Below are 25,080 nucleotides of genomic sequence, written 5' to 3'. Positions count from 1 at the left end.
GCCCTGTTCGCGGGCCGGCGGTGGACCAGCCTGCGGCTGCGGCTCCTGATGGTCTTCTCCCTGGTCGCGCTGGTGGCCGCGGTCTCCGCGTCCGGGATCGCGTACTGGCTCAACCGCGAGGCCGTGCTCACCCGTACCCAGGACGCGGCCCTCGGCGACTTCCGCCAGGAGATGCAGAACCGGGCCGCGGCGCTGCCCGCCGACCCGACGCCCGAGGAGATGCAGCGCACCGCCGAGCTGATGGCGGGCAGCAGCCCCGGCTACAGCGTGCTCCTGGTCGACGAGCGCAAGGACGGCCGCAAGGTGTTCGGCGCGGCCGGCCCCGACTCGTTCGGGCTGGACGACGTACCGGGCTCGCTGCAGCGCGCGGTGAACGACCGGCAGAAGGCCACGGCCGCCAACGACGCCGAGTACCACGTGTACTGGCAGCGGACGAAGCCGCGCGGCAATCCGTACCTGGTCGGCGGTACGCGGATCGTGGGCGGCGGGCCGACCGGCTACATGTACAAGTCCCTGGCGCAGGAGCGGGACGACCTGAACGCGCTCGGCTGGTCGCTGACCATCGCGACGGGCCTCGCGCTGCTCGGGTCCGCGCTGCTGGCCCAGGCGGCCGCCCGGACCGTGCTCAAGCCCGTACAGCGGCTGGGGGACGCGGCGCGGCGGCTCGGCGAGGGCGAGCTGGACCACCGGCTCGACGTGTCGGGGACGGACGAACTCGCCGATCTCTCGCACACGTTCAACAAGACGGCCGAGGCGCTGGAGAAGAAGGTCGCCGACATGAGCGCGCGGGAGGAGGCCAGCCGGCGCTTCGTCGCGGACATGTCGCACGAACTGCGCACCCCGCTGACGGCGCTGACGGCGGTCGCCGAGGTGCTGGAGGAGGAGGTCGAAGACCTCGATCCGATGATCGCACCGGCGGTGGCGCTGGTGGTCAGCGAGACCCGGCGGCTGAACATCCTGGTGGAGAACCTGATGGAGGTCACCCGCTTCGACGCGGGGACGGCCAAGCTGGTCCTGGACGACGTGGACGTCGCCGACCAGGTCACGGCCTGCATCGACGCGCGGGCCTGGCTCGACGCGGTCGAACTGGACGCGGAGCGGGGCATCGTGGCGCGGCTCGACCCGCGCCGGCTCGACGTCATCCTCGCCAACCTGATCGGCAACGCGCTCAAGCACGGCGGCTCGCCGGTGCGGGTGTCGGTGGTCGTCGAGGGCGAGTGGCTGGCGATCGCCGTCCAGGACAACGGGCCGGGCATCCCCGAGGAGGTGCTGCCGCACGTCTTCGACCGGTTCTACAAGGCGAGCGCCTCGCGGCCGAAGTCGGACGGCAGCGGGCTGGGCCTGTCGATCGCAGTGGAGAACGCGCACATCCACGGCGGTGACATCACCGCGGCCAACGGGCCGCAGGGCGGTGCGCTGTTCACGCTGCGGCTGCCGGTGGACGTGGGGAAGGTGATCGCCGGTGACGCGGACGCGTAGGGCGGCAGTGCTGTTGGCCGTGGCGGGACTCGTGTCCGGGTGCGGGATCAGGGCGACGACGGTGCCGGTGGACGTCGGCGCGGCGCCCTCGCGGGTGTCGTGCGACACCCCGCAGCCGCAGACCGGGGTGCAGGGTTTCCGGGCCACGGTGGAGCTGGTCTGCGGATCGCAGCTGGTGGGCGTGGAGCGGGTGGTGCCCGTACCGGAGAAGAAGCCGGTACGGGACCCCGTGGTGCTGGTCGCCGAGGCGCTGCTGGAGGCGCTGGAGCGGGACCCGTCGGCGGAGGAGCGGGACGCGGGGTTCACGACCGGGGTCCCGGGCGGGCTGACGGTCGCGCCGGCGCGCACGGGCGACCCGGCCGGGACGATACGCATCAGCCGCAAGCCGGAGGACCTGCCGCCGGTGGCGCTGTCGCAGGTGGTGTGCACGCTGGCGGGCAGCGAGGCCGTCTCGGCGGGCCCGGGCCCGGTGGTCCTGGGCGGCCCGGACGCGGACCCGCCGCGGGCCTGGGAGTGCACGGAGGCCGTCCGCTCCCGCCCCGAGTCCGTCCCGACCCTGGGCGAACTGGTCCGCCCCACCCCGACCCCTTCCTGAGGCCTCGCCCGCAGGGCTCGGTCCCCGGAAAAGCCGGCGGCCCCCCGAGACGGGCTCGGGGGGCCGGGCGGGGGCCGGAGCCCCGGGGACTGCACCCGATGGACGGAATCCGGTGCAGGGGCGCGAGCGGCGCCTGACGGATCAGATGCCTGCGGCCGCCGAGAGGTCCTTCTTGATCGCGTCCAGGATCTCCTGGCCGCGGCTGCGGGCCGGCGCGAGGTCCGGGGCGTCCGCCACCGGCACCACGACCTCCAGGTAGCACTTCAGCTTCGGCTCCGTGCCGGACGGGCGCACGATCACCCGGGCCTTGTAGTCGCCCTCCAGGTGGTAGCGCAGGCCGTCCGTCGGCGGCAGCGACGCCGTGCCCAGGGTCAGGTCCTCCGCGGAGGAGACCCGCAGGCCCGCCAGCGACACCGGCGGCTCCGCCCGCAGCGCGGCCATCGCGTCGGCGATGATCGACAGGTCCTCCACGCGGACCGAGAGCTGGTCGGTGTGGTGCAGGCCGTGCTCGATCGCCAGGTCGTCCAGCAGGTCGGTCAGCGTACGGCCCTGCTCCTTGAGCTCCGAGGCCAGCTCCGCCACCAGCAGGGCGGCCGTGATGCCGTCCTTGTCGCGGACGCCCTCGGGGTCCACGCAGTAGCCGAGCGCCTCCTCGTAGCCGTACCGCAGGCCCTCGACGCGGGCGATCCACTTGAAGCCCGTCAGGGTCTCCTCGTAGCCGACGCCCGCCGCCTGCGCGATCCGCCCCAGGAGGGACGAGGAGACGATGGACTCCGCGAAGACGCCTTGGGCGCCCTTGTGGACCAGGTGGGCCGCGAGCAGCGCGCCGACCTCGTCGCCGCGGAGCATCCGCCAGCCGTCCGCGGTGGGGACGGCCACCGCACAGCGGTCGGCGTCCGGGTCGTTCGCGATGACGATGTCCGGGTTCACCCGGGCGGCCGTCGCGAAGGCCAGGTCCATCGCCCCCGGCTCCTCCGGGTTCGGGAAGGCCACCGTCGGGAAGGCCGGGTCCGGCTCCGCCTGCTCGGCGACCAGCACCGGCTCGGGGAAGCCGGCCCGGGCGAAGGCCGCCAGGACGACGTCCTTGCCGACGCCGTGCATGGCCGTGTAGACGGTCCGCACGCCCCGGGGGGAGCCGGGGGTCAGGACGGCGTCCGTACGGGCCAGGTAGGCCTCCAGGACCTCGTCGCCGAGCTCCTCCCAGCCGGACTCCGGACGGGGGACCGAGGCGAGGGTGTCCACGCGGCCGATCTCGGCCGCGATCTCGACGTCCGCGGGGGACACGATCTGCGAGCCGTCGCCGAGGTAGACCTTGTAGCCGTTGTCCCGGGGAGGGTTGTGGCTCGCGGTCACCTCGACGCCGGCGACGGCACCCAGGTGCCGTATGGCGTACGCGAGGACGGGCGTCGGCAGCGGGCGGGGCAGGACGGCCGCGCGCAGGCCCGCGCCGGTCATCACGGCGGCGGTGTCGCGGGCGAAGTCCGCGGACTTGTACCGCGCGTCGTAGCCGACGACGACCAGGCCCCCGGCGTGGCCCTGGGCCTTGAGGTAGGCCGCGAGGCCCGCCGCGGCCCGGATGACCACGGAGCGGTTCATCCGCATCGGGCCCGCGCCGATCTCGCCCCGCAGGCCGGCCGTGCCGAACTGCAGGGTGCCGGCGAACCGGTCCGCGAGCCCGGTGACGTCCCCGGCCTCGATGATCTTGGCGAGCTCCGCCGCCGTCTCCGGGTCCGGGTCCTCCGCCAGCCAGGCCTGCGCCCGGGCGATCAGCTCGTCCTGTTCCTGTACTGCCACTGCTTCCGCCTTGTCTCTCGTACGGCTTCTTCTCGTACGGTGCCGGTTCCGGTGCCCGTGCCTCAGATGCGGGCGAGGACCTGGGTCAGCAGCTTGCCCATGCGCGAGGCCGAGTCGCGGCCGGCCTGGAGCACCTCTTCGTGGTTGAGCGGCTCGCCGGAGATGCCCGCCGCCAGGTTGGTGACCAGCGAGATGCCGAGCACCTCGGCGCCGGCCTCACGGGCGGCGATGGCCTCCAGCACGGTGGACATGCCGACCAGGTCGGCGCCCATGACGCGGATCATGTTGATCTCGGCCGGGGTCTCGTAGTGCGGGCCGGGGAACTGGACGTAGACGCCCTCTTCGAGGGTCTCGTCGATCTCCTTGCACATCGCGCGCAGGCGCGGCGAGTACAGGTCGGTCAGGTCCACGAAGTTCGCGCCGACGATCGGCGAGGTGGCCGTCAGGTTGAGGTGGTCGCTGATCAGGACGGGCTGGCCGGGCTTCATGCCCTCGCGCAGGCCGCCGCAGCCGTTGGTCAGCACGACGGTCTTGCAGCCGGCGGCGACGGCGGTGCGCACGCCGTGGGCGACGGCGGCGACGCCGCGGCCCTCGTAGTAGTGGGTCCGGCCGAGGAAGACCAGGGCGCGCTTGTCGCCGATCTTGTACGAGCGGATCTTGCCGCCGTGGCCCTCGACGGCGGCGGGCGGGAAGCCCGGCAGCTCGGTGACGGGGAACTCGGCCTCGGGGGCGCCCAGCGCCTCTGCGGCGGGGGCCCAGCCGGAGCCCATGACGAGGGCGACATCGTGGGATTCGGCGCCGGTCAGCTCACGCAGGCGGGCGGCTGCGGCGGTGGCGTCGGCGAAGGGGTCGGTAACAGATGCGTTCACGCTGACGAGCGTAGCCGAGCATTGCCTACGCGCGTAGATGGCGCAGCTCACGGTGTTCGGATCGTTGCCTTGTCGTTTCCGCCGAAATGCCCCCCGCGGTTCACGCCCGGCGGTTCGCCCCCGGCGGCTCGCCCCGGTGGTTCGCCCCCGGCGGGGCCGCCCGCTAGCAGGGGCGCTTGCGCAGTTCCATCACGTAGTCGTGCGGGGCCCCCGCCGATTCGGCCGCGTCGGCGATCTCGCCCAGGTAGCGCGCCGAGGGCAGGCCGCCCTCGTACCCGTTCAGCACGTAGCACCACGCCGGCTCCTCGCCGTCCAGCGTGTGGACGCGGATCCGCATCCGGCGGTAGATGTCGAGCCCGACGCCCTCCCACCGGTCCATGGAGTCCTCGTCCAGCGGCGCGATGTCGTACAGGGCGACGAACACCTGGTGGCGCGGGGCCTCGACGATCGTGGCCAGGGCGCCCTCCCACCCCATCTGCTCACCGCCGAAGGTCAGCCGCCAGTCGTTGATCCAGCCCGTGCCGCGCAGCGGCGAATGGGGAGCGCGGCGCGTCATCAGCCGCGGGTCGAGGTTGCCGGCGTACGCGGCGTAGAGCGACATGAGGTCGAGGGTACGGGAGGGGCGGGGCGGGCCGCGTGCCCGGCCGTCCTCACGGATGGCCGGACCGGGGGAGAAGCACCTTGAAGCGTGCGGGACAATGGGGCACGGAATGCATCCCCCGGGGAGACCCGGAAGCCCCGGCCGGGGCGGCAGCCGGCCGGGTAGACGTGAGGCGGAGTTTTCGTGACCCGGATCGTGATCATCGGCGGCGGACCCGGCGGGTATGAGGCGGCCCTCGTGGGGGCCCAGCTCGGCGCGGAGGTGACCGTCGTCGACTGCGACGGCCTCGGTGGCGCGTCCGTCCTCACCGACTGCGTGCCCTCCAAGACCCTCATCGCGACCGCCGAGGTCATGACGACCTTCGACTCGTCGTACGAGGAGCTCGGCATCGTCGTCGCCGACGACACCCCGCCCCTCGAGCAGGCCGCGCGCGTCGTCGGCGTCGACCTCGGCAAGGTGAACCGGCGCGTCAAGCGCCTCGCGCTCGCCCAGTCGCACGACATCACCGCCTCCGTCACCCGGGCCGGCGCCCGCGTCGTACGGGGCCGCGGCAAGCTCGGCGGCCCGCAGGGGATCGACGGCACGCGCGACGTCATCGTCACGGCCGCCGACGGCACCGAGACGATCCTTACGGCCGACGCCGTGCTGATCGCGACCGGCGGCCACCCCCGCGAGATCCCGGACGCCATGCCCGACGGCGAGCGGATCCTGAACTGGACCCAGGTCTACGACCTCGACGAGCTCCCCGAGGAGCTCATCGTGGTCGGCTCCGGCGTCACCGGCGCCGAGTTCGCCGGCGCGTACCAGGCCCTCGGCTCCCGGGTGACGCTGATCTCCTCGCGCGACCGCGTGCTGCCCGGCGAGGACCCGGACGCGGCGGCCGTGCTGGAGGACGTCTTCCGGCGCCGCGGCATGAACGTCGTCGGCCGCTCGCGCGCCGAGTCCGCCAAGCGGGTCGGCGACCGCGTCGAGGTCACGCTGTCGGACGGCCGCGTCATCACCGGCACGCACTGCCTGATGGCGGTCGGCGCGATCCCGAACACCAAGGACATGAACCTGGAGGAGTCCGGGGTCCGGCTCAAGGAGTCCGGACACATCTGGACGGACAAGGTCTCCCGTACCTCCGCGCCCGGCGTGTACGCGGCCGGCGACGTGACCGGGATCTTCGCGCTGGCCTCCGTCGCCGCCATGCAGGGCCGCATCGCGATGTACCACTTCCTCGGCGACGCGGTGGCCCCGCTGAACCTCAAGACGGTCTCGTCCAACGTGTTCACCGACCCGGAGATCGCCACTGTCGGTTACACCCAGGCCGATGTGGACTCCGGCAAGATCGACGCCCGTGTCGTGAAGTTGCCCCTGCTGCGCAACGCGCGCGCCAAGATGCAGGGCATCCGGGACGGGTTCGTGAAGCTGTTCTGCCGTCCGGGCACCGGAATCGTGGTCGGCGGCGTGGTGGTCTCCCCGCGGGCGAGCGAGCTGATCCACCCCATCTCGATCGCGGTCGACAACAACCTGACCGTCGAGCAGATCGCAAACGCGTTCACGGTGTACCCCTCGCTGTCGGGTTCGATCGCCGAGGTGGCGCGCCAGCTGCACACGCGCAAGGCCGCCGGCGAGGCCTGAGGCAGGCAACCGCCCCACGTCAGAGGCGACTTGGGGCGGGCTCCCGGAAGGTGGAGTGACGTTCACTCAACCGACCCGCCGCGTATACCACTAGTCGCCCTGTTTTATGGACAACTTCGGTATTCCGGCGCAAGGAGCTGAAACAAGACGGTCGTTGGGGTTACTGTCAGTTTCGTGTTCGCTGCAGAACGTCGCCAATTGATTCTCGAAATGGTGCGGGCCAACGGAGCGGTATCGCTCCGGGAGCTCGCCCGCGTCGTCCAGACCTCCGAAGTGACCGTACGGCGGGACGTGCGGGCGCTGGAGGCCGAAGGACTCCTCGACCGCCGGCACGGCGGTGCGGTGCTGCCGGGCGGGTTCACCCGCGAATCCGGCTTCCCGCAAAAGTCCCATCTCGCGACGGCGGAGAAGACCGCCATCGCCGATGTCGCGGCCTCCCTCGTCGAAGAGGGCGAGGCCGTCGTCGTCGGCGCGGGCACCACGACCCAGGAGCTGGCCCGCCGGCTCGCCCGGGTGCCCGGCCTCACCGTCGTGACCAACTCGCTGCTGGTCGCCCAGGCGCTGGCCCACGCCAACCGGGTGGAGGTGGTCATGACGGGCGGCACCCTCCGCGGCTCCAACTACGCGCTGGTCGGCAGCGGGGCGGAGCAGTCCCTCCAGGGGCTGCGGGTCTCCCGGGCCTTCCTGTCCGGGAGCGGCCTGACCGCGGAACGCGGCCTGTCCACGTCCAACATGCTGTCGGCGAGCGTGGACCGGGCCCTGGTCCAGGCCGCGGCGGAGGTGGTGGTCCTCGCGGACCACACCAAGCTGGGCACCGACACCATGTTCCAGACGGTGCCGACCGATGTGATGACCCGTCTGGTCACGGACGAGCCGCCGCCGCACGACGACCGTGCGGCCACGGAGCTCCAGGCCCTGGCCGACCAGGGCGTCCAGATCACGATCGCCGGGGCCGTGGCCTCCGGCGGGAGCGGTGAGGGCATGGCGGGCCGCCGCCCGCGCCGGGAGTCCCCGCTGCCGGTGCAGCGGCGGGGAGGGCCGTCCGCGCAGCTGCGCAGCGCCCCCGCGTCGATGCTGGAGCAGCAGTCCGCGGGGGACCGGCCCCGCGTCGCGGACATGCGCCGCCGCTAGGGGGTGTCCGCAAAGCCCCGCCTTCGGGGCGCGGAACGCGTGAGGCCCGGAAACCCCGCAGGGGTTCCGGGCCTCAGCGGTCCGGGGACCTCGGTCCTCGGACGCGGACGTCAGTCCTTGATCTCGCAGATGGTGGCGCCCGAGGTGAGGCTGGCGCCGACTTCGGCGGTGAGGCCGACGACGGTGCCGGAGCGGTGCGCGTTCAGCGGCTGCTCCATCTTCATGGCCTCGAGTACGACGATCAGGTCGCCCTCGTTGACCTGCTGGCCCTCCTCGACCGCGACCTTGACGATCGTGCCCTGCATCGGGGACGCGAGCGTGTCGCCCGAGGCGGCCGGACCGGACTTCTTCGCCGCGCGGCGCTTCGGCTTCGCGCCGCCCGCCGCTGCCGTGCGGGCCAGCGTCATGCCCAGCGAGGACGGGAGGGAGACCTCCAGGCGCTTGCCGCCGACCTCGACGACGACGGTCTCGCGGCCCGGCTCGTCCTCGGCGTCCTCGGCCGCCGGGGCGACGAAGGCGGGGATCTCGTTGACGAACTCGGTCTCGATCCACCGGGTGTAGACCGTGAACGGGCTGCCGTCGGCGGGGGCGAACGCGGGGTCGACGACGACGGCGCGGTGGAACGGGATGGCCGTGGCCATGCCCTCGACCTCGAACTCGGCCAGGGCGCGCGCCGCACGCTGGAGGGCCTGCTCGCGGGTGGCGCCGGTGACGATCAGCTTGGCCAGCAGGGAGTCCCAGGCCGGGCCGATGACGGAGCCGGACTCGACACCGGTGTCGAGGCGGACGCCCGGGCCGGTGGGCGCGGCGAACTTGGTGACGGTGCCGGGGGCGGGCAGGAAGCCGCGGCCCGGGTCCTCGCCGTTGATGCGGAACTCGATGGAGTGGCCGCGCAGGACCGGGTCGCCGTAGCCGAGCTCCTCGCCGTCGGCGATGCGGAACATCTCGCGGACCAGGTCGATGCCGGAGACCTCTTCGGTGACCGGGTGCTCGACCTGGAGGCGGGTGTTGACCTCCAGGAAGGAGATCAGGCCGTCGGCGGAGACCAGGAACTCCACCGTGCCCGCGCCGACGTAGCCGGCCTCCTTCAGGATGGCCTTGGACGCCGCGTACAGCTCGGCGTTCTGAGCCTCCGACAGGAACGGCGCGGGGGCTTCCTCGACCAGCTTCTGGTGGCGGCGCTGGAGCGAGCAGTCACGCGTGGAGACCACGACCACGTTGCCGTGCGAGTCGGCCAGGCACTGGGTCTCGACGTGGCGCGGCTTGTCGAGGTAGCGCTCGACGAAGCACTCGCCGCGGCCGAAGGCGGCGACGGCCTCGCGGACGGCCGAGTCGTAGAGCTCGGGGACCTCTTCGAGCGTACGGGCGACCTTCAGGCCGCGGCCGCCGCCGCCGAAGGCGGCCTTGATCGCGATCGGCAGGCCGTGCTCCTTGGCGAACGCGACGACCTCGTCGGCACCGGAGACCGGGTCCGGGGTGCCCGCGACGAGCGGGGCGCCGGCGCGCTGGGCGATGTGGCGGGCGGCCACCTTGTCGCCGAGGTCGCGGATGGCCTGCGGGGGCGGGCCGATCCAGGTCAGGCCCGCGTCGATGACGGCCTGCGCGAACTCGGCGTTCTCGGAGAGGAAGCCGTATCCGGGATGGATGGCGTCCGCGCCGGAATCGGCTGCGGCCTGCAGGACCTTGGAGATGTCCAGGTAGCTCGCGGCCGGGGTGTCACCGCCCAACGCGAAAGCTTCGTCGGCCGCGCGGACATGCAGAGCGTCCCGGTCCGGATCGGCGTAGACGGCTACGCTTGCGATTCCGGCATCCCGGCAGGCCCGAGCAACGCGGACAGCGATTTCGCCACGGTTGGCGATGAGCACCTTGCGCACGATGGCTCCCTCCTTGAAACAAGCTGAGTTTAGGGACAGCCCACACGGCGTTTCGACCCTTCCCTAGAGGTGACCTTGCCCACACGGAGTGTGATTCGAGTCCGCCTCGAGTGAGGAAAGCCCTTGTGGCGCCCCAGGTCAGGGGGATCCCCAACTGCACAGTAACCCTGTCACCCGTCCGAGGTCTCTGTTCGCCCGGTCAGCGGCCCCCGGTGATTCTTTGTCGAGTCCCTACGAACGGTCCACGCATTCTTTGCGTGATCGCCGGTACGGGCACCGCGCGTAACGAAGCTGCCCGGACCCCTTGTCCGTACGTTTACCCGTTAGTAGCCTCCAGGGCGTCGAACAGGCTTGTGGGCGTGGTGGGCTGTCGCGGGGCCGTTGCCGGGTCGCCGTGCGGCCGGGGACTTGTGGGGAGGGGTGGGTCGCCGTGGGCGTCGCACTGCGCAGATTCGTGGCCGGACTGGCCTCGATCGTGCTCGCCGTCGAGGCGGCGGTGCTGGTTCTCGTCCACATCGTGCTGGGCAGGACCACCCACAACCAGTCGATGTCCATCGCGGGCATGGATCCGGATGTCATGTCCACGGCAACGTACGCGATGGGTGCGGGCATCGGCGCGTTCCTGCTCCTGTGCGCCGTGTTCCTCGCCGTCGCGGCCGTGCGCGACCGCGCGCCCGGCACCTTCGCCCGCGTCGTCCTCGTCACCGCCGCCGTCACCCACGGGGTGCTCGGCGCCCTCGCCGTCGGCCTGGTCGGCTGGGGCGCCTTCGCGGTCCTGATGGCGATCCTGTGCCTGCTGATCCTCACCCTGACGCTCTACGCCGCCCAGGGGGCGCCCAGGGGCGCCGACGGGGCCTCCCCCGGGGGCACCCCGGGGGGCCAGGACGTCCGGGACGCCCCGCCGCCGCCCTACGGGGAGCTCAAGCCCACAAATCCGTGATCGACACGCCCAGTTCGGCCAGCAGCGAGCGCAGCAGCGGCATCGACAGCCCGATGACGTTCCCGTGGTCCCCGTCGATGCCCTCGATGAACGGTGCCGACAGCCCGTCCAGGGTGAACGCCCCGGCCACGTGCAGCGGCTCGCCGCTCGCCACGTACGCGGCCACCTCGGCGTCCGTCGGCTCGCCGAACCGGACCGTCGTGGAGGCCGTGGCCGACACCTGACGCCCGGTCGCCGTGTCGATCACGCAGTGCCCGGTGCGCAGCACGCCGGCCCGCCCGCGCATCGACTTCCAGCGGGCGGTGGCCTCTTCGGCGTCCGCCGGCTTGCCGAGCGCCTCGCCGTCCAGCTCGAGCACCGAGTCGCAACCGATCACCAGGGCGCCCGCGGCCTCGTCCAGGGCCGCCACGACGCCCGCCTTGGCCTCGGCCAGCGCCAGGGCCAGCTCGGCCGGGGAGTCCGCGCTGAGCGCGTCCTCGTCGAAGTGGCTGACGATCACGTGCGGGGCCAGCCCGGCCTGCCGCAGCAGGTTGAGCCGCGCGGGCGAGGCGGAGGCGAGGACGAGGGCGTGGGCCGGGGCCTGGGCAGCAGCAGTCATGCCCGCCATCGTAGGCGCGGCCCCTCCACCCCGGAGGTCCCCGGGCCCGCCCGGAAGGGACGCCCCGGGGCCGGGCCGGTACCCCCTAGAAGCCCACGCCCAGCACGTACACGACCACCAGCATCGCGAGGACGACCACCACGGTCATCCGCCGCACCATCGCCTGCGCGTCGCGCATGTCCTTGGGCGGCTCGTTCTTCGGGTCTGACCAGAGCATGCCCCGATCCTGGCCCCCCGCACGGGTGTGGCGCCTGAGTACGGGTACTCAGGCGCCACGGTCCGTTCACGTCATCTTCACGACCGGACCGACGCCTATCCGGGCCAGTACGTACGGGCCCACGCGCGCGGCCCCGGCTGCGGCAGCGTCCGCCGCGCCACCCGGGCCGGCGCCGACCACTCGTCCGCCGCCCGCGCCGCGCCCGACGGCGCCGACGCCAGCGCCGCCGCGCGCGCTTGGACCACCGCCAGTGCGGCGGCCAGCTCCTCGGGCGTGGGGTTCCCCTTGACGACCTTGATCACCACGAGACTGCCTCCCAGCGTTCCAGTGTCCTAGAGGGGGATGTTGCCGTGCTTCTTCGGGGGCAGGGACTCCCGCTTGGTGCGCAGCTGCCGCAGCCCCTTGACCACGTGGGCCCGGGTCTCCGACGGCATGGCCACCGCGTCGATGTAGCCCCGCTCGGCGGCCGTGTACGGGTTCAGCAGCGCGTCCTCGTACTCGGCGATGAGCCGCGCCCGCGTCTCCTCGGCGTTGCCGGCCTCCTCCGCCTCGGCGATGGCGCGCCGGTGCAGGATGTTGACCGCGCCCTGCGCGCCCATGACGGCGATCTGCGCGGTCGGCCAGGCCAGGTTCAGGTCCGCGCCGAGGTGCTTGGAGCCCATGACGTCGTACGCGCCGCCGAACGCCTTGCGGGTGATGACGGTGATCAGGGGGACGGTGGCCTCGGCGTACGCGTAGATCAGCTTCGCGCCGCGCCGGATGATTCCGTTGTACTCCTGGTCGGTGCCCGGCAGGAAGCCCGGGACGTCCACGAAGGTCAGCACCGGGATGTTGAAGGCGTCGCAGGTCCGCACGAAGCGGGCGGCCTTCTCGGAGGCGTTGATGTCCAGGCAGCCGGCGAACTGCATCGGCTGGTTGGCGACGATGCCCACCGGGTGCCCCTCGACCCGGCCGAAGCCGGTGAGGATGTTCGGCGCGAAGAGCGCCTGCGTCTCCAGGAACTCCGCGTCGTCGAGCACGTGCTCGATCACGGTGTGCATGTCGTACGGCTGGTTCGCGCTGTCCGGGATCAGCACGTCGAGCTCGCGGTCGGTGTCGGTGACCTCGGTGTCCGCCTCCTCGGGGAAGGCGGGCGGCTCGGAGAGGTTGTTCGACGGCAGGTACGCCAGCAGGTTCTTGACGTACTCGATGGCGTCCTTCTCGTCCCCGGCCATGTGGTGGGCCACGCCGGAGGTGGAGTTGTGGGTGCGCGCGCCGCCGAGCTCCTCGAAGCCCACGTCCTCGCCGGTGACCGTCTTGATGACGTCCGGTCCGGTGATGAACATGTGCGAGGTCTGGTCGACCATCACGGTGAAGTCGGTGATGGCGGGGGAGTACACGGCGCCGCCGGCGCAGGGTCCCACGATCAGGCTGATCTGCGGGATGACGCCGGAGGCGTGGACGTTGCGGCGGAAGATCTCGCCGTACATGCCGAGCGCGCTCACGCCCTCCTGGATGCGGGCGCCGCCGGAGTCGTTGATGCCGACGAGCGGGCAGCCGGTCTTCAGGGCGAAGTCCATGACCTTCATGATCTTCTGGCCGTAGACCTCGCCGAGGGCCCCGCCGAAGACCGTGAAGTCCTGCGAGAACACGGCCACCGGACGGCCGTCCACCGTGCCGTAGCCGGTGACGACGCCGTCGCCGTAGGGGCGGGTCTTCTCCAGCCCGAAGTTGGTGGAGCGGTGCCGGGCGAACTCGTCGAGCTCGACGAAGGAGCCCTCGTCCAGCAGCAGGGCGACCCGCTCACGCGCCGTCAGCTTCCCCTTGGCGTGCTGCTTCTCCACCGCGCGCGCGGACCCGGCGTGAGTGGCTTCGTCGATGCGGCGCTGCAAGTCCGCGATCTTGCCCGCGGTCGTGTGCATGTCGATCGGCTCTGAGGGTTGTGACATCGGGGTCGCGGCTCCCTGTGTGGTGTCAACTGCCAGGTCAATTGATTGACTACTGCTGGCTACTGGTGCGTAGCGTATCGGCGGGCATGGCGCTCGGCAGTGCGGCGTTTGACACACCTACTGTGGGTTGCATGACGCCATCAGATGCATCAGGTGCGGCTCCCACCGGCCGCTGGTCGAGCCTCGAGCGGCCGCCTTTGAGCGCCGCCGCGCTGGAGCGGGCCCTCGTCGCCGACGGGGGGCTGTGGAGCTCGGTCGAGGTGGTCGCCGCCACCGGGTCCACCAACACCGATCTCGCCGCCCGGGCCGGGCGGCTGCCCGAGGGGGCCGTACTCGTCGCCGAGGAGCAGACCGCCGGGCGCGGGCGGCTCGACCGGAGCTGGGTCGCACCGTCCCGGTCAGGGCTGTTCTTCTCCGTCCTGCTCAAGCCGGGCGAGTCCGTACCGCAGGAGCGGTGGGGGTGGCTGACCCTGCTGGCCGGGGTGGCCACCGCCAGTGGGCTGTCCCGGGCCGCCGGCGTGGACACGGCCCTCAAATGGCCCAACGACCTGCTCGTCACCGTGAACGGCGAGGAGCGCAAGACCGGCGGCATCCTCGCCGAGCGGGTCGGCGACGGCGTGGTGATCGGGATCGGGCTCAACGTCACCCTCACCGAGGACGAGCTTCCGGTGCCGGAAGCAGGGTCGCTGATCCTGGCCAAGGCCGCCGTGACGGACCGGGAACCCCTGCTGAAGGCCGTACTGCGCGCCCTGGAGCAGTGGTACGGGGACTGGCGCGCGGCGGGCGGGGATCCGGCCGCCAGCGGGCTCCAGGAGGCGTACGCGGCGGACTGCGTCACCCTCGGCCGGCACGTACGGGCGGACCTGCCCGGCGGCCGCACGCTCACCGGGACGGCGGAAGCGGTCGACGCGGACGGGCGGCTCGTGATCCGCGACGCCGAGGACCGGCACGAGGCCGTGGGGGCCGGGGACGTGGTCCACCTGCGGTCGGTGCGGTAGCCGGCCCGCGGCGGCGGCCGGGGCTGCGGGGAGTGGGGAGTGAGCTACGGCACACCTGCCGTATGGTTTAGGCGATCCCGGTCCTCCCGGTGATCACCCGGTTCGGCAGGGCAGTGCGCACGGAATGGACAGGAGGCGGCCCTTGACCGTCGACGACCCTACGTCCGGCGCGTCCGCCTCCCGGACGGGCGGCTCCGGGCCGGCCGGCCCGGCCTCCACCGGTCCGGGCACCCCGATCGGACGCGACCAGCACACTCCCCTCCACGAGGTCGACCACACGGCGCAGCCGACGGCGGACCCGCTCGCCATCCGGCTGGAGCAGCTGATCCTGGGCGCGGAGCGCCGGTACACGCCGTTCCAGGCGGCCCGCAGCGCCGGGGTCTCGATGGAGCTCGCCTCCCGCTTCTGGCGGGCCATGGGCTTCGCGGACATCGGCCAGGCCAAGGCGCTGACGGAGGCCGACGTACTGGCGCTGCGGCGGCTCGCCGGCCTGGTCGAGGCGGGGCTGCTCAGCGAGCCGATGGCCGTGCAGGTGGCGCGGTCCACGGGGCAGACCACCGCCCGGCTGGCCGAATGGCAGATCGATTCCTTCCTGGAGGGCCTGACGGAGCCGCCGGAACCGGGCATGACCCGTACGGAGGTCACGTACCCGCTGGTCGAGCTGCTGCTGCCGGAGCTGGAGGAGTTCCTCGTCTACGTGTGGCGCCGCCAGCTGGCGGCGGCCACCGGGCGCGTGGTGCAGGTGGCCGACGACGAGGAGATGGTCGACCGGCGGCTCGCGGTGGGCTTCGCGGACCTGGTCGGCTTCACGCGCCTGACGCGGCGGCTGGAGGAGGAGGAGCTCGGCGAGCTCGTCGAGTCCTTCGAGACGACCTCGGCGGACCTGGTGGCCGCGCACGGCGGTCGGCTGATCAAGACCCTGGGCGACGAGGTCCTGTACTGCGCCGACGACGCGGCCACGGCGGCGGAGATCGCGCTGCGGCTGATCGAGACGATGGAAGCGGACGCCCAGATGCCGGAGCTGCGCGTCGGCATGGCGTTCGGGACGGTGACGACCCGGATGGGCGACGTCTTCGGGACCACCGTGAACCTGGCCTCGCGGCTGACGTCGATAGCGCCGAAGGACGCGGTGCTGGTCGACGGTGCGATGGCGGAGGAGCTGGGCCGGACGGGCGCCGCGCCCGTCTCCGAGAAGGACGCCGAGGCCGAGGAGGGCGGCGGTGCGTACCGCTTCGCGCTCCAGCCGATGTGGCAGCGGCCGGTGCGCGGTCTGGGGGTCGTGGAGCCCTGGTCGCTGACGCGGCGGAAGCCTAAGATCCCCGGGTAACGTTCGTTAACCGGGAGGGTCGCGGTGGTCGCTGTGTCTGAGTTCGTGGCTGTGCGCCGTCATGAGGACGGGGTCGCGGAGCTGGTCCTGGACCGGCCGAAGGCGATGAACGCGGTGTCGACGGAGATGGCGCGGGCCATCGGCGACGCGTGCGCGGAGCTCGCGGCGGACGCCTCGGTACGGGTGGTCGTGCTGTCGTCGGCGGTGGAGCGGGCGTTCTGCGTCGGGGCCGACCTCAAGGAGCGCAACTCGCTCTCGGACGCGGAGCTGGTGCGGCAGCGGCCGACCACGCGGGGCGCGTACGGGGGCGTGCTGGAGCTGCCGATGCCCACGGTCGCGGCGGTCCACGGGTTCGCACTGGGCGGCGGCTTCGAGCTGGCGCTGGCGTGTGACGTGATCGTGGCGGACGAGACGGCGGTGGTCGGCCTGCCGGAGGTCTCCGTGGGCGTGATCCCGGGCGGCGGCGGTACGCAGCTGCTGCCGCGGCGCGTGGGCGCGGCGCGCGCGGCGGAGCTGATCTTCACGGCGCGGCGGGTGGAGGCGCCGGAGGCGCTGTCGCTGGGCCTGGTCGACTCGGTGGTCCCGGCGGGCACGGACCGCGCCGAGGCGCTTGCGCTGGCCGCCCGCATGGCGGCGAACTCCCCGGTGGGCCTGCGGGCGGCGAAGCGCGCCCTGCGCCTGGGCCACGGGATGGACCTGACGGCGGGGCTGGAGATCGAGGACGCGGCCTGGCGCACGGTGGCCTTCTCGGGGGACCGCGCGGAGGGCGTGGCGGCCTTCAACGAGAAGCGCCGCCCGAACTGGCCCGGGCACTAGGGGGGCGGGGGCGTCCTGGCCGGGCCCGGGTCGCGCGCCGGGGGTGTCGGGGGCCCGACCCCCGACAAATCTGACAAAACTCCCTAACCTGGGGTGATGGGAGTCGACGGGCGGCTGCGAGCCGTCGTGGGCCTGGCGCAGGCCATGGCCGCCGCATGCGCACCGCGGGACAGCGTGCGGGCCGCCGCCCGTGGAGCCCGGCTCGCGATGGACGGCTCGTTCGCCGCGATCTCCGCCTGGGAGCGCGAGCGCGGCCGGCTCCGCGTACTCGTGAACGAGGGCGGGCGGCGGGCGGGGGAAGAGGAGTTTCCCGAGGACGAGTCCTATCCCGTCCACGACTTCCCGGAGATCACCGAGTTCCTGCACGAGCGGTGGGTCGGCGGCGGCGGCCCGCACGCCTGGGTGGAGGCGGCCGGCGGCGGGCGCCCCGGGCGCCGCGGAGAGGCCCTGCGCCGCCGCGGCCGCGGGACCTGCGTCGTCGCGCCCATCGTGCTCAGCGGCCGCGCCTGGGGCGAGCTGTACGTCGCCCGCGACGCGGGCCTGGCGGACTTCGACGAGGACGACGCCGAGTTCGCGACCGTCCTGGCGGCCGTCGTGGCGGCCGGCCTCGCGCAGAACGAGCGGCTGGAAGAGGCCCGCCGCCTCGCCTTCACCGATCCGCTGACCGGCCTCGCCAACCGCCGGGCCGTCGACATGCGGCTCGACGAGGCCCTGGAGGAGCACCGGCGCGCCGCCACCGTGGTCAGCCTCGTCGTCTGCGACCTGAACGGGCTCAAGAAGGTCAACGACACCCTCGGCCACGCCATGGGCGACCGGCTGCTGGAGCGGTTCGGGTCGGTGCTCAGCCTCTGCGGGGCCATGCTGCCCGGCGCTCTCGTCGCCCGGCTCGGCGGTGACGAGTTCTGCCTGGTCAGCGTCGGGCCCCCGGCCGACGAGGTGGTGCGGGTCACCGAGGAGCTGTGCCTGCGCGCCGCCGAGCTGGAGCTGGGGGAGGGCGTGGCCTGCGGGGTCGCGTCCACCGGGGACCCGATCGGGCCCGTGAAGTCCTCCCGCAGGCTGTTCCGGCTGGCCGACGCCGCCCAGTACAAGGCCAAGGCCGCCCGCTCCCCGAAGCCCGTCGTCGCCGGCCGCGACACCGCCGTCGTCCGCCTGGCCGATGCCGCCCAGCAGGAGGCGGCCGGTGAACGCCGCCGCTTCCGCGGCCGGGCGTGAGCCGTGCAGGCGACGTAAGGGGCGCCCGTGAAACTCGCTAGTGACATGAAGCGATTCAGTCCGTAGGGTGCTGAATATGGATATGCACACTGTCGTGGTGGGGACGTCCGGGACCACCGCCGAGGACGTCATCGCCGTCGCCCGCGGCAACGCGCGGATCGAGCTGTCCGGCGAGGCGCTCGACGCCCTCGCCCGCGCCCGCGAGATCGTCGACGCCCTCGCCGCCAAGCCCGAACCCGTCTACGGGGTGTCCACCGGCTTCGGCGCCCTCGCCTCCCGGCACATCAGCCCCGAGCTGCGCGCCCAGCTCCAGCGCAACATCGTCCGCTCGCACGCCGCCGGCATGGGCCCGCGCGTCGAGCGGGAGGTCGTCCGCGCCCTGATGTTCCTGCGCCTGAAGACCGTCGCCTCCGGCCACACCGGCGTCCGGCCGTCCGTCGCGCAGACGATGGCCGACGTGCTCAACGCGGGCATCACGCCCGTCGTCCACGAGTACGGCTCGCTCGGCTGCTCCGGCGACCTCGCGCCGCTCTCGCACTGCGCGCTCACCCTGATGGGCGAAGGCGACGCCGAGGGTCCGGACGGGGTCGTGCGCCCCGCCGGCGAGCTGCTCGCCGAGGCCGGGATCCAGCCCGTCGAGCTCAAGGAGAAGGAGGGCCTCGCCCTCCTCAACGGCACCGACGGCATGCTCGGCATGCTGGTCATGGCCCTCGCCGACCTCGACAAGCTCTACAAGTCCGCCGACATCACCGCCGCGCTGACCCTCGAGGCGCTGCTCGGCACCGAGAAGGTGCTCGCGCCCGAGCTGCACGCCATCCGCCCGCACCCGGGCCAGGGCGCCTCCGCCGCGAACATGGCCGCCGTCCTGAACGGCTCCGGGCTCACCGGGCACTTCCAGGAGGAGTCCGCGCCGCGCGTGCAGGACGCCTACTCGGTGCGCTGCGCGCCGCAGGTCGCCGGCGCGGGCCGCGACACCATGGCGCACGCCGCCCTCGTCGCCTCGCGCGAGCTGGCCTCCGCCGTCGACAACCCGGTGGTGCTGCCCGACGGGCGCGTGGAGTCCAACGGCAACTTCCACGGCGCGCCGGTCGCGTACGTCCTGGACTTCCTGGCGATCGCGGCGGCCGACCTCGGCTCCATCGCGGAGCGCCGCACCGACCGGCTGCTCGACAAGAACCGCTCGCACGGGCTGCCGCCGTTCCTGGCGGACGACGCCGGCGTCGACTCCGGTCTGATGATCGCCCAGTACACGCAGGCCGCCCTGGTCAGCGAGATGAAGCGGCTGGCCGTGCCGGCCTCCGCCGACTCGATCCCGTCCTCCGCCATGCAGGAGGACCACGTCTCGATGGGCTGGTCGGCCGCGCGCAAGCTCCGTACCGCCGTCGACAACCTGACCCGGATCATCGCGATCGAGATGTACGCGGCCACCCGTGCCATCGAGCTGCGGCACGGGCTCACCCCGGCCCCGGCGAGCCGGGCGGCCATCGCGGCGGCCCGGGCGGCCGGTGTCGAGGGTCCCGGGCCGGATCGTTTCCTCGCCCCCGACCTGGCCGCGGCCGACGCGTTCGTCCGCAGTGGCGGTCTGGTCGCGGCGGTGGAGCCGGTGACGGGCCCGCTCGCCTAGCCGTACGGCCGCCGCTTCGCGCGGGTGCCGTGAAGGGCCGCTCCCGGAGGTCTCCGGGGGCGGCCCTTCGGCGTGTGCCCGTACGGGGCGCTACGCGCGCGAGCGGCGCACGGAGTAGGTGACGAACCCGGCCCCGAGGCCCAGGCAGAGCGTGCCGCCCAGCAGGTAGGGGGTGGTGTCGATGCCGCCGGTGTCGGCGAGCCCCAGCGGGACCTGGCCGGCGCTCTGCGCGGTGGCGCCGGAAGCGCCCGGTCCCAGTGTGGTGACCGACCCGGTACCCGCCGTGTTCGCGGAATCCGGCGCGGCGGAGCCGGAACCGGAACCGGAACCGGAATCCGAGGAGCCGGCGGAGTCGGAGGACGTGGCGGATTCGGCCCCCGCGGACCCCGGTGCGGTGGCGTTCGCCGAGGGGACGAACCAGAGGGCGGCGAGGAGGCTGGTCGCCCCGAGAGCGGTGAGCAGCGGTCGACGTGCGGACACGGTGCGATCCCCCTTGCGGACGCAGCGAATTGGCCGTGTGCGGTGATGCTACGGACAAGGGCGGGTCGTGGGAAAGTCGGGGCTGCCGCGGGATTACGCTCCGTCGTATGAACCCTTCTGACACATCACGATACGTCCGTCTTCGTGTGGATTTGGTGCTGGAGGTGCCCGACGTGAAGGCACTCACAGGCGCCGCGCTCGCGCACATCGAAGCCGACGAGTTCATGCCGGACGAGGAGCGCGGCCACGCCGAATCGGCGGTACGGGAAGACGAATCGGAGGCCCTCGCGTACCTCGTCGACCCCACTGACCTGGTCGCGGACATCCCCGGGGTGGAACTGGCGCAGGCCTCCTGGAGCAGCGAGCCCGTCGAATACGACCCCGAGTCCATGGAGTGGGACCTGGGCGAGGAAGATGGGGAGTACGACGAAGAGACGACCGACAACGCCTGACCGTGTGGTTGCCCACATTCAAACGGATGTGGAACCGATCCGGGCCTTCTGTGCGTTGACTGGTGCGAGGCAGGGGGCGTGTCTCCCTGCCTTGATCGGGGCACCACCCGGCGGTGACCGGGGGAAGCTCGGGGGTTCTGGCAACGATGGAGTGGCGTGTGAGGACGGACAAGAAGCGGCGGAGAAGGTCCCTGGTGGCCATTTCCGCCGTACTCGGTGGCGTGCTGGTGCTCTCGGCCTGCGGCGGTGGCGACGACGGCAAGGCCAAGGGCGGGGACTCGAGCAGCGGCAAGTCCCAGTCGGACGTGGACGCGGCCGCCGCCAAGGACGCCTCCAAGGCCAAGATCACGATCACGCCGAAGGACGGCGCGACCAATGTCGGCCTGAACGACGCGGCCAACGTCGCCGTCGCCGACGGCACCCTCACGGTGGTCGAGCTGAAGACCTCCGAGGGCGCGGCCGTGGCCGGCAAGATAGCCGCCGACGGCAAGAGCTGGAAGCCGGACGCCGCGCTGAAGCGCTCCACCAAGTACGCCCTGTCGGCCACCGCCAAGGACGAGGCCGGCAAGGAGGCGCACGAGAACGCGTCCTTCACCACCGTCTCCCCGGAGAACAGCTTCGTCGGCTCGTTCATACCGGACGACGGCCAGACCGTCGGCGTGGGCATGCCGGTCTCGATCACCTTCAACAAGCCGATCAAGGACAAGAAGGCGGTCCAGTCGAAGATCACGGTCTCGTCCAGCAGCGGTCAGGAGGTCGTCGGGCACTGGTTCAGCGAGCAGCGCCTGGACTTCCGCCCCGAGCAGTACTGGCAGGCCGGCTCCACCGTCACGCTGAAGCTGGCGCTCGAAGGGGTGCAGGGCGCCCCCGGCGTCCAGGGCGTGCAGAACCGGACCGCCACCTTCAAGATCGGCCGCAGCCAGGTCTCGACCGTCGACGCGAAGACGAAGAAGATGACCGTCACCCGGGACGGCGCGGTCCTCAAGACCATCCCGATCTCGGCGGGCTCCCCGGAGAACCCGACGTACAACGGCCAGATGGTGATCTCCGAGAAGTTCAAGGAGACCCGGATGGACGGCTCCACCGTGGGCTTCAAGAACAGCGAGGGCAAGGGCGAGTACGACATCAAGGACGTCCCGCACGCGATGCGGCTGTCCCAGTCGGGCACGTTCATCCACGGCAACTACTGGGGACCGGACTCGGTCTTCGGCAGCGCGAACACGAGCCACGGCTGTGTCGGTCTGAACGACACGCAGGGTGCCAACGACCCCAGCCAGCCCGCGGCCTGGTTCTACGACAACTCGCTCATCGGTGACGTGGTCACCGTGGTCAACTCGCCGGACAAGACCATCAAGCCGGAGAACGGCCTCAACGGCTGGAACATGAGCTGGGCGGACTGGAAGGCCGGCGCGGCCTCCTGACCCCCGGTCCCGACCGAGCGGTTTCGACCGACCCCCGCTGATGGCGGGGAGCCCCCGGAAACGGCGGAGGCTCCCCGCCATCAGCCGTTTCCGGGGACCGGAGAGCCTCGGCTCAGGCCGTGGCCCCGTCGGAGGAAGGGGCGGACGGGGCGGACGGGGCCGAGGGAGCGGACGGGGCCGACGGGGCGGACGGGGCCGAGGGAGCCGACGGCGCGGCGGGCGCCGACCAGGAGGCCAGCATCCGCAGCGCGTCCTGCGAGGGCGAGCCCGGCTCCGCGTGGTAGGTGACCAGGACCTGCGCCGAGTCGCCCGGCAGGGCCAGCGTCTCGAAGGACAGGGACAGTTCGCCGACCAGGGGGTGCCGCAGCTTCTTCACACCGTGCGTCTTGTTGTCCGCCAGCGTGTGGGCCGCCCACAGCCGGCGGAATTCCTCGTTCTTCACCGACAGCTCACCCACCAGCGCCGACAGCTGCTCGTCGTCCGGATGCTCGCCCGCGTACATGCGCAGACCGCTCACGACCCGGCAGGCCAGGCAGTCCCACTCCGCGTAGAGCTCGGCGGCCGCCGGGTCCAGGAACACCATCCGCACCAGGTTCCGTTCCTGGGGCGGCAGCAGGCCGAAGTCCCCGAACACCGCCGCCGCCAGCCGGTTCCACCCGATGACGTCCTGCCGCCGCCCCAGGAGGTACGCCGGTACGCCGTCCATCGCGTCCATCAGCGTCCGCAGCTCCGGGCGCACGTGCTCCGCCCGGTACTGCCTCGCGCGCTGCCTGCGGGGCCTGGGGCGGGCCAGGTGGGTCAGGTGGGCCGTCTCCGTGCCGTCCAGGCGCAGCGCGCGGGCGATCGCGTCGAGCACCTCCGCGGACACGTTCTGCCCGTGACCCTGTTCGAGCCGCGTGTAGTACGCCACCGAGACGCCCGCCAGCTGCGCCAACTCCTCGCGGCGCAGGCCGGGTACGCGCCGGTGGCGCCCGTGGTCCGGCAGGCCGACGTCCGAGGGGTGCAGCCGCGCACGGCGGGAGCGGAGGAACTCGCCCAGTTCGGCACGCTGATCAAGCTGGTCCATGACGCAAGTATCCCCGGGCGGCCCGGGCGCCGGGGCCGTGTTCCTGACCCCGTCAGGGGTAGGACCGCCGGTCCTAGGCAGGACAGGGGCGTGGCTGCCGGCGGCCGGAACGGGGATCGTTCGGTGCACGCAGACCGTCAGCAGTGTCCGAGGAGTCCTCACCATGTCCGTCACCCAGGCCGCCGCCTACGCCGCCCCCGCCGCGAAGGCCCCGCTGGAGCGCATCACCGTGCCGCGCCGTCCCGTCGGGGAGCACGACGTCCTCATCGAGATCAAGTACTCCGGCATCTGCCACTCCGACATCCACCAGGTCCGCGACGGGTGGGGCGAGGGCATCTACCCGATGGTCCCGGGGCACGAGATCGCCGGTGTCGTCGCCGAAGTCGGTCCGGGCGTCACGAAGTTCGCGGTCGGCGACCACGTCGGCGTCGGCTGCTTCGTCGACTCCTGCCGGGAGTGCGAGTACTGCCTGCGCGGGCAGGAGCAGTACTGCATCGAGGGCATGACCGGCACCTACAACGCCCGCGACAAGGCGGGCGAGCCCGCGTACGGCGGCTACTCGACGCACCTCGTCGTCGACGAGAACTACACCGTCCGCATCCCCGACGGCCTGTCCCTCGACGTGGCGGCCCCGCTGCTGTGCGCCGGGATCACGCTGTACTCCCCGCTGAAGCACTGGCAGGCGGGCCCCGGGAAGAAGGTCGCGATCGTCGGCCTCGGCGGGCTCGGGCACATGGGCGTGAAGATCGCGGCGGCCCTCGGGGCGGAGGTGACCGTCCTGTCGCAGACGCTGCGCAAGCAGGAGGACGGCCTGCGGCTGGGCGCCTCGCACTACTACGCCACGAGCGACGCGGCCACCTTCGAGGAGCTGGCCGGCAGCTTCGACCTGGTCGTCTCGACGGTCTCGGCCCCGCTCGCCCTCGACGCGTACCTCGGCCTGCTGAAGGTCGACGGCGCGCTGGTGAACGTGGGCGCCCCGGAGGAGCCGGTCGAGCTGAACCTGTTCTCGGTCATCCAGGGCCGCAAGACCCTGGCCGGCTCGATGATCGGCGGCATCGCCGAGACCCAGGAGATGCTGGACTTCTGCGCCGAGCACGGCCTGGGATCGGAGATCGAACTGATCCCCGCGTCCGAGATCAACACCGCCTACGACCGGGTCCTGTCCAGCGACGTCCGCTACCGCTTCGTCATCGACGCCTCGACGATCTGACGGGCCGCACCCCGGGGCCGGCCCGGCCCGGCCCGGGGCCCGGCCGGGCGGAGCGCCCTCGTCAGTCGGCCGCGCGCGCGACACCGATCGGGCAGCTGACTCCCGTGCCGCCGATGCCGCAGTAGCCGTCCGGGTTCTTGTCCAGGTACTGCTGGTGGTACGGCTCCGCGGGCCAGAAGGGGCGCTCCGCCGCCGGGAGGACCGCCGTGGTGATCTCGCCGTAGCCGGACGACGCCAGGACCTGCTGGTACGCGGTGCGGGAGGCCTCGGCCTCCGCCTGCTGGGCCTCGGAGTGGGTGTAGACCGCCGAGCGGTACTGGGTGCCGACGTCGTTGCCCTGGCGGAAGCCCTGGGTGGGGTTGTGCGACTCCCAGAACAGCTTCAGGAGGGTGGCGTACGAGACCTGCGCCGGATCGAAGACCACGCGCACGACCTCCGTGTGGCCGGTCTGCCCCGAGCAGACCTCGTCGTACGTCGGGTTCTCGGTGAACCCGCCCTGGTAGCCGGCCAGGGTGGTCCACACCCCCGGGGTCTGCCAGAACTTGCGCTCCGCGCCCCAGAAACAGCCCAGACCGAAGTCCGCGACCTGGAGCCCGGCCGGGTAGGGCCCGGCGAGCGGGTTGCCCAGCACCGTGTGCCGGTCCGGGAGCGAGAACTGCGGGGTCGCGCGGCCCCGGAGGGCCTCCTCGCGGGTGGGGAGCTCGGGCGTGCGGCGGTACGAGAACATGATTCCCTCCTAGTGGTGCTCCCTTCAACGGCCGGGGGCGGACCGGGATTCCCCCCGCCCCCGCCCCCGCCCGCCGCGTCACACTTTCGTCATGTCCC

24 protein-coding genes are annotated in these 25,080 nt (G+C 72.5%); 13 read left to right on the top strand and 11 right to left on the bottom strand.

The window, feature by feature from the left end; translation table 11 throughout:
- Positions 1–48: 48 nt before the first annotated feature.
- Positions 49–1,479, top strand: a complete 1,431-nt coding sequence (locus ACFY1T_RS02430; RefSeq protein WP_234435545.1) for a HAMP domain-containing sensor histidine kinase — start codon at positions 49–51, stop codon at positions 1,477–1,479.
- On the top strand, positions 1,463–2,074 hold the full coding sequence (locus ACFY1T_RS02425; protein WP_351770212.1) for a hypothetical protein: 612 nt from the start codon (positions 1,463–1,465) through the stop codon (positions 2,072–2,074). Before ACFY1T_RS02430 ends, ACFY1T_RS02425 begins: the two co-directional genes overlap by 17 nt.
- Before the next feature lie 141 nt (positions 2,075–2,215).
- Here the strand turns inward: ACFY1T_RS02425 and ACFY1T_RS02420 are convergent, their stop codons facing one another.
- The 3 genes from ACFY1T_RS02420 to ACFY1T_RS02410 all read right to left on the bottom strand — a co-directional run bounded on the left by ACFY1T_RS02420 (position 2,216) and on the right by ACFY1T_RS02410 (position 5,338).
- Positions 2,216–3,868 carry a phospho-sugar mutase gene (locus tag ACFY1T_RS02420; protein WP_390786639.1) on the bottom strand — a complete coding sequence of 551 codons (1,653 nt, stop codon included), beginning with the start codon at positions 3,866–3,868 and terminating at the stop codon, positions 2,216–2,218.
- Positions 3,869–3,930: 62 nt separating this feature from the next.
- On the bottom strand, positions 3,931–4,737 hold the full coding sequence (locus ACFY1T_RS02415) for a purine-nucleoside phosphorylase (protein ID WP_030865390.1): 807 nt from the start codon (positions 4,735–4,737) through the stop codon (positions 3,931–3,933).
- A 163-nt stretch (positions 4,738–4,900) separates the two neighbouring features.
- On the bottom strand, positions 4,901–5,338 hold the full coding sequence (locus ACFY1T_RS02410; protein WP_030865395.1) for a gamma-glutamylcyclotransferase: 438 nt from the start codon (positions 5,336–5,338) through the stop codon (positions 4,901–4,903).
- Positions 5,339–5,521: 183 nt separating this feature from the next.
- Between ACFY1T_RS02410 and ACFY1T_RS02405 the strand changes: the two genes are divergently transcribed.
- Positions 5,522–6,961, top strand: coding sequence for an NAD(P)H-quinone dehydrogenase (locus ACFY1T_RS02405; protein WP_030865397.1), 1,440 nt, complete (start codon positions 5,522–5,524; stop codon positions 6,959–6,961).
- A gap of 174 nt (positions 6,962–7,135) precedes the next feature.
- Positions 7,136–8,092, top strand: a complete 957-nt coding sequence (locus ACFY1T_RS02400) for a DeoR/GlpR family DNA-binding transcription regulator (RefSeq protein WP_390786638.1) — start codon at positions 7,136–7,138, stop codon at positions 8,090–8,092.
- 110 nt (positions 8,093–8,202) lie between these two features.
- On the opposite strand, the gene ACFY1T_RS02395 is transcribed toward ACFY1T_RS02400, so the two are convergent.
- A complete protein-coding gene (locus tag ACFY1T_RS02395; protein ID WP_030865401.1) occupies positions 8,203–9,966 on the bottom strand; it encodes a biotin carboxylase N-terminal domain-containing protein in 1,764 nt (587 codons plus the stop codon).
- A gap of 430 nt (positions 9,967–10,396) precedes the next feature.
- On the opposite strand from ACFY1T_RS02395, the gene ACFY1T_RS02390 reads away from it, so the two are divergent.
- The gene (locus ACFY1T_RS02390; RefSeq protein WP_390786637.1) at positions 10,397–10,906 is read left to right on the top strand and encodes a hypothetical protein; all 510 of its coding nucleotides are present in this window, start codon (positions 10,397–10,399) and stop codon (positions 10,904–10,906) included.
- Here the strand turns inward: ACFY1T_RS02390 and ACFY1T_RS02385 are convergent.
- From ACFY1T_RS02385 to ACFY1T_RS02370, 4 genes are all read right to left on the bottom strand, one after another.
- Complete coding sequence (locus ACFY1T_RS02385; protein WP_030865404.1) at positions 10,887–11,504, bottom strand: nucleoside triphosphate pyrophosphatase; 618 nt, start codon at positions 11,502–11,504, stop codon at positions 10,887–10,889. The genes ACFY1T_RS02390 and ACFY1T_RS02385 overlap by 20 nt on opposite strands.
- Positions 11,505–11,589: 85 nt before the next feature.
- The gene (gene mmpB, locus ACFY1T_RS02380; RefSeq protein WP_099889787.1) at positions 11,590–11,721 is read right to left on the bottom strand and encodes a morphogenic membrane protein MmpB; all 132 of its coding nucleotides are present in this window, start codon (positions 11,719–11,721) and stop codon (positions 11,590–11,592) included.
- Between the two features lie 95 nt (positions 11,722–11,816).
- Positions 11,817–12,023, bottom strand: coding sequence for an acyl-CoA carboxylase epsilon subunit (locus ACFY1T_RS02375; protein ID WP_199813694.1), 207 nt, complete (start codon positions 12,021–12,023; stop codon positions 11,817–11,819).
- Between the two features lie 30 nt (positions 12,024–12,053).
- Entirely contained in the window at positions 12,054–13,649 is a 1,596-nt protein-coding gene (locus tag ACFY1T_RS02370) for an acyl-CoA carboxylase subunit beta (RefSeq protein ID WP_030865408.1), read from the bottom strand.
- A 131-nt stretch (positions 13,650–13,780) separates the two neighbouring features.
- Here ACFY1T_RS02370 and ACFY1T_RS02365 point away from each other — a divergent pair, with 131 nt between their 5' ends.
- From ACFY1T_RS02365 to hutH, 5 genes are all read left to right on the top strand, one after another.
- Positions 13,781–14,647, top strand: coding sequence for a biotin--[acetyl-CoA-carboxylase] ligase (locus ACFY1T_RS02365; protein ID WP_390786636.1), 867 nt, complete (start codon positions 13,781–13,783; stop codon positions 14,645–14,647).
- Positions 14,648–14,789: 142 nt separating this feature from the next.
- Positions 14,790–15,974 (top strand): adenylate/guanylate cyclase domain-containing protein, encoded by a 1,185-nt coding sequence (locus ACFY1T_RS02360; protein ID WP_390786635.1) that lies wholly within the window; start codon positions 14,790–14,792, stop codon positions 15,972–15,974.
- Positions 15,975–16,007: 33 nt separating this feature from the next.
- The gene (locus ACFY1T_RS02355; protein WP_390786634.1) at positions 16,008–16,790 is read left to right on the top strand and encodes an enoyl-CoA hydratase/isomerase family protein; all 783 of its coding nucleotides are present in this window, start codon (positions 16,008–16,010) and stop codon (positions 16,788–16,790) included.
- 96 nt (positions 16,791–16,886) lie between these two features.
- Positions 16,887–18,002 (top strand): diguanylate cyclase domain-containing protein, encoded by a 1,116-nt coding sequence (locus ACFY1T_RS02350; RefSeq protein WP_390786633.1) that lies wholly within the window; start codon positions 16,887–16,889, stop codon positions 18,000–18,002.
- Between the two features lie 82 nt (positions 18,003–18,084).
- Positions 18,085–19,626, top strand: a complete 1,542-nt coding sequence (gene hutH, locus ACFY1T_RS02345; protein WP_030865420.1) for a histidine ammonia-lyase — start codon at positions 18,085–18,087, stop codon at positions 19,624–19,626.
- 90 nt (positions 19,627–19,716) lie between these two features.
- Here the strand turns inward: hutH and ACFY1T_RS02340 are convergent, their stop codons facing one another.
- Positions 19,717–20,106 carry a hypothetical protein gene (locus tag ACFY1T_RS02340; RefSeq protein WP_390786632.1) on the bottom strand — a complete coding sequence of 130 codons (390 nt, stop codon included), beginning with the start codon at positions 20,104–20,106 and terminating at the stop codon, positions 19,717–19,719.
- 173 nt (positions 20,107–20,279) lie between these two features.
- Between ACFY1T_RS02340 and ACFY1T_RS02335 the strand changes: the two genes are divergently transcribed.
- Both ACFY1T_RS02335 and ACFY1T_RS02330 read left to right on the top strand, forming a co-directional pair.
- A complete protein-coding gene (locus ACFY1T_RS02335; RefSeq protein WP_390786631.1) occupies positions 20,280–20,558 on the top strand; it encodes a hypothetical protein in 279 nt (92 codons plus the stop codon).
- A gap of 146 nt (positions 20,559–20,704) precedes the next feature.
- Positions 20,705–21,979, top strand: coding sequence for an Ig-like domain-containing protein (locus tag ACFY1T_RS02330; protein ID WP_390786630.1), 1,275 nt, complete (start codon positions 20,705–20,707; stop codon positions 21,977–21,979).
- A 112-nt stretch (positions 21,980–22,091) separates the two neighbouring features.
- Here ACFY1T_RS02330 and ACFY1T_RS02325 read toward each other — a convergent pair whose 3' ends face one another.
- The gene (locus ACFY1T_RS02325) at positions 22,092–23,045 is read right to left on the bottom strand and encodes a helix-turn-helix transcriptional regulator (protein WP_390786629.1); all 954 of its coding nucleotides are present in this window, start codon (positions 23,043–23,045) and stop codon (positions 22,092–22,094) included.
- 163 nt (positions 23,046–23,208) lie between these two features.
- On the opposite strand from ACFY1T_RS02325, the gene ACFY1T_RS02320 reads away from it, so the two are divergent.
- Positions 23,209–24,255: an NAD(P)-dependent alcohol dehydrogenase gene (locus ACFY1T_RS02320; RefSeq protein ID WP_390786628.1), complete on the top strand. Its 1,047-nt coding sequence runs from the start codon at positions 23,209–23,211 to the stop codon at positions 24,253–24,255.
- 61 nt (positions 24,256–24,316) lie between these two features.
- Here the strand turns inward: ACFY1T_RS02320 and msrA are convergent, their stop codons facing one another.
- Positions 24,317–24,982, bottom strand: coding sequence for a peptide-methionine (S)-S-oxide reductase MsrA (gene msrA, locus ACFY1T_RS02315; protein WP_390786627.1), 666 nt, complete (start codon positions 24,980–24,982; stop codon positions 24,317–24,319).
- Positions 24,983–25,080: the final 98 nt, after the last annotated feature.

It is taken from the genome of Streptomyces sp. NPDC001194 (assembly GCF_042896985.1).
Lineage (GTDB): Bacteria > Actinomycetota > Actinomycetes > Streptomycetales > Streptomycetaceae > Streptomyces.
The sequence above is the reverse complement of the archived record's forward strand: the minus strand, read 5'-3'. Positions and strand labels throughout refer to the sequence as shown.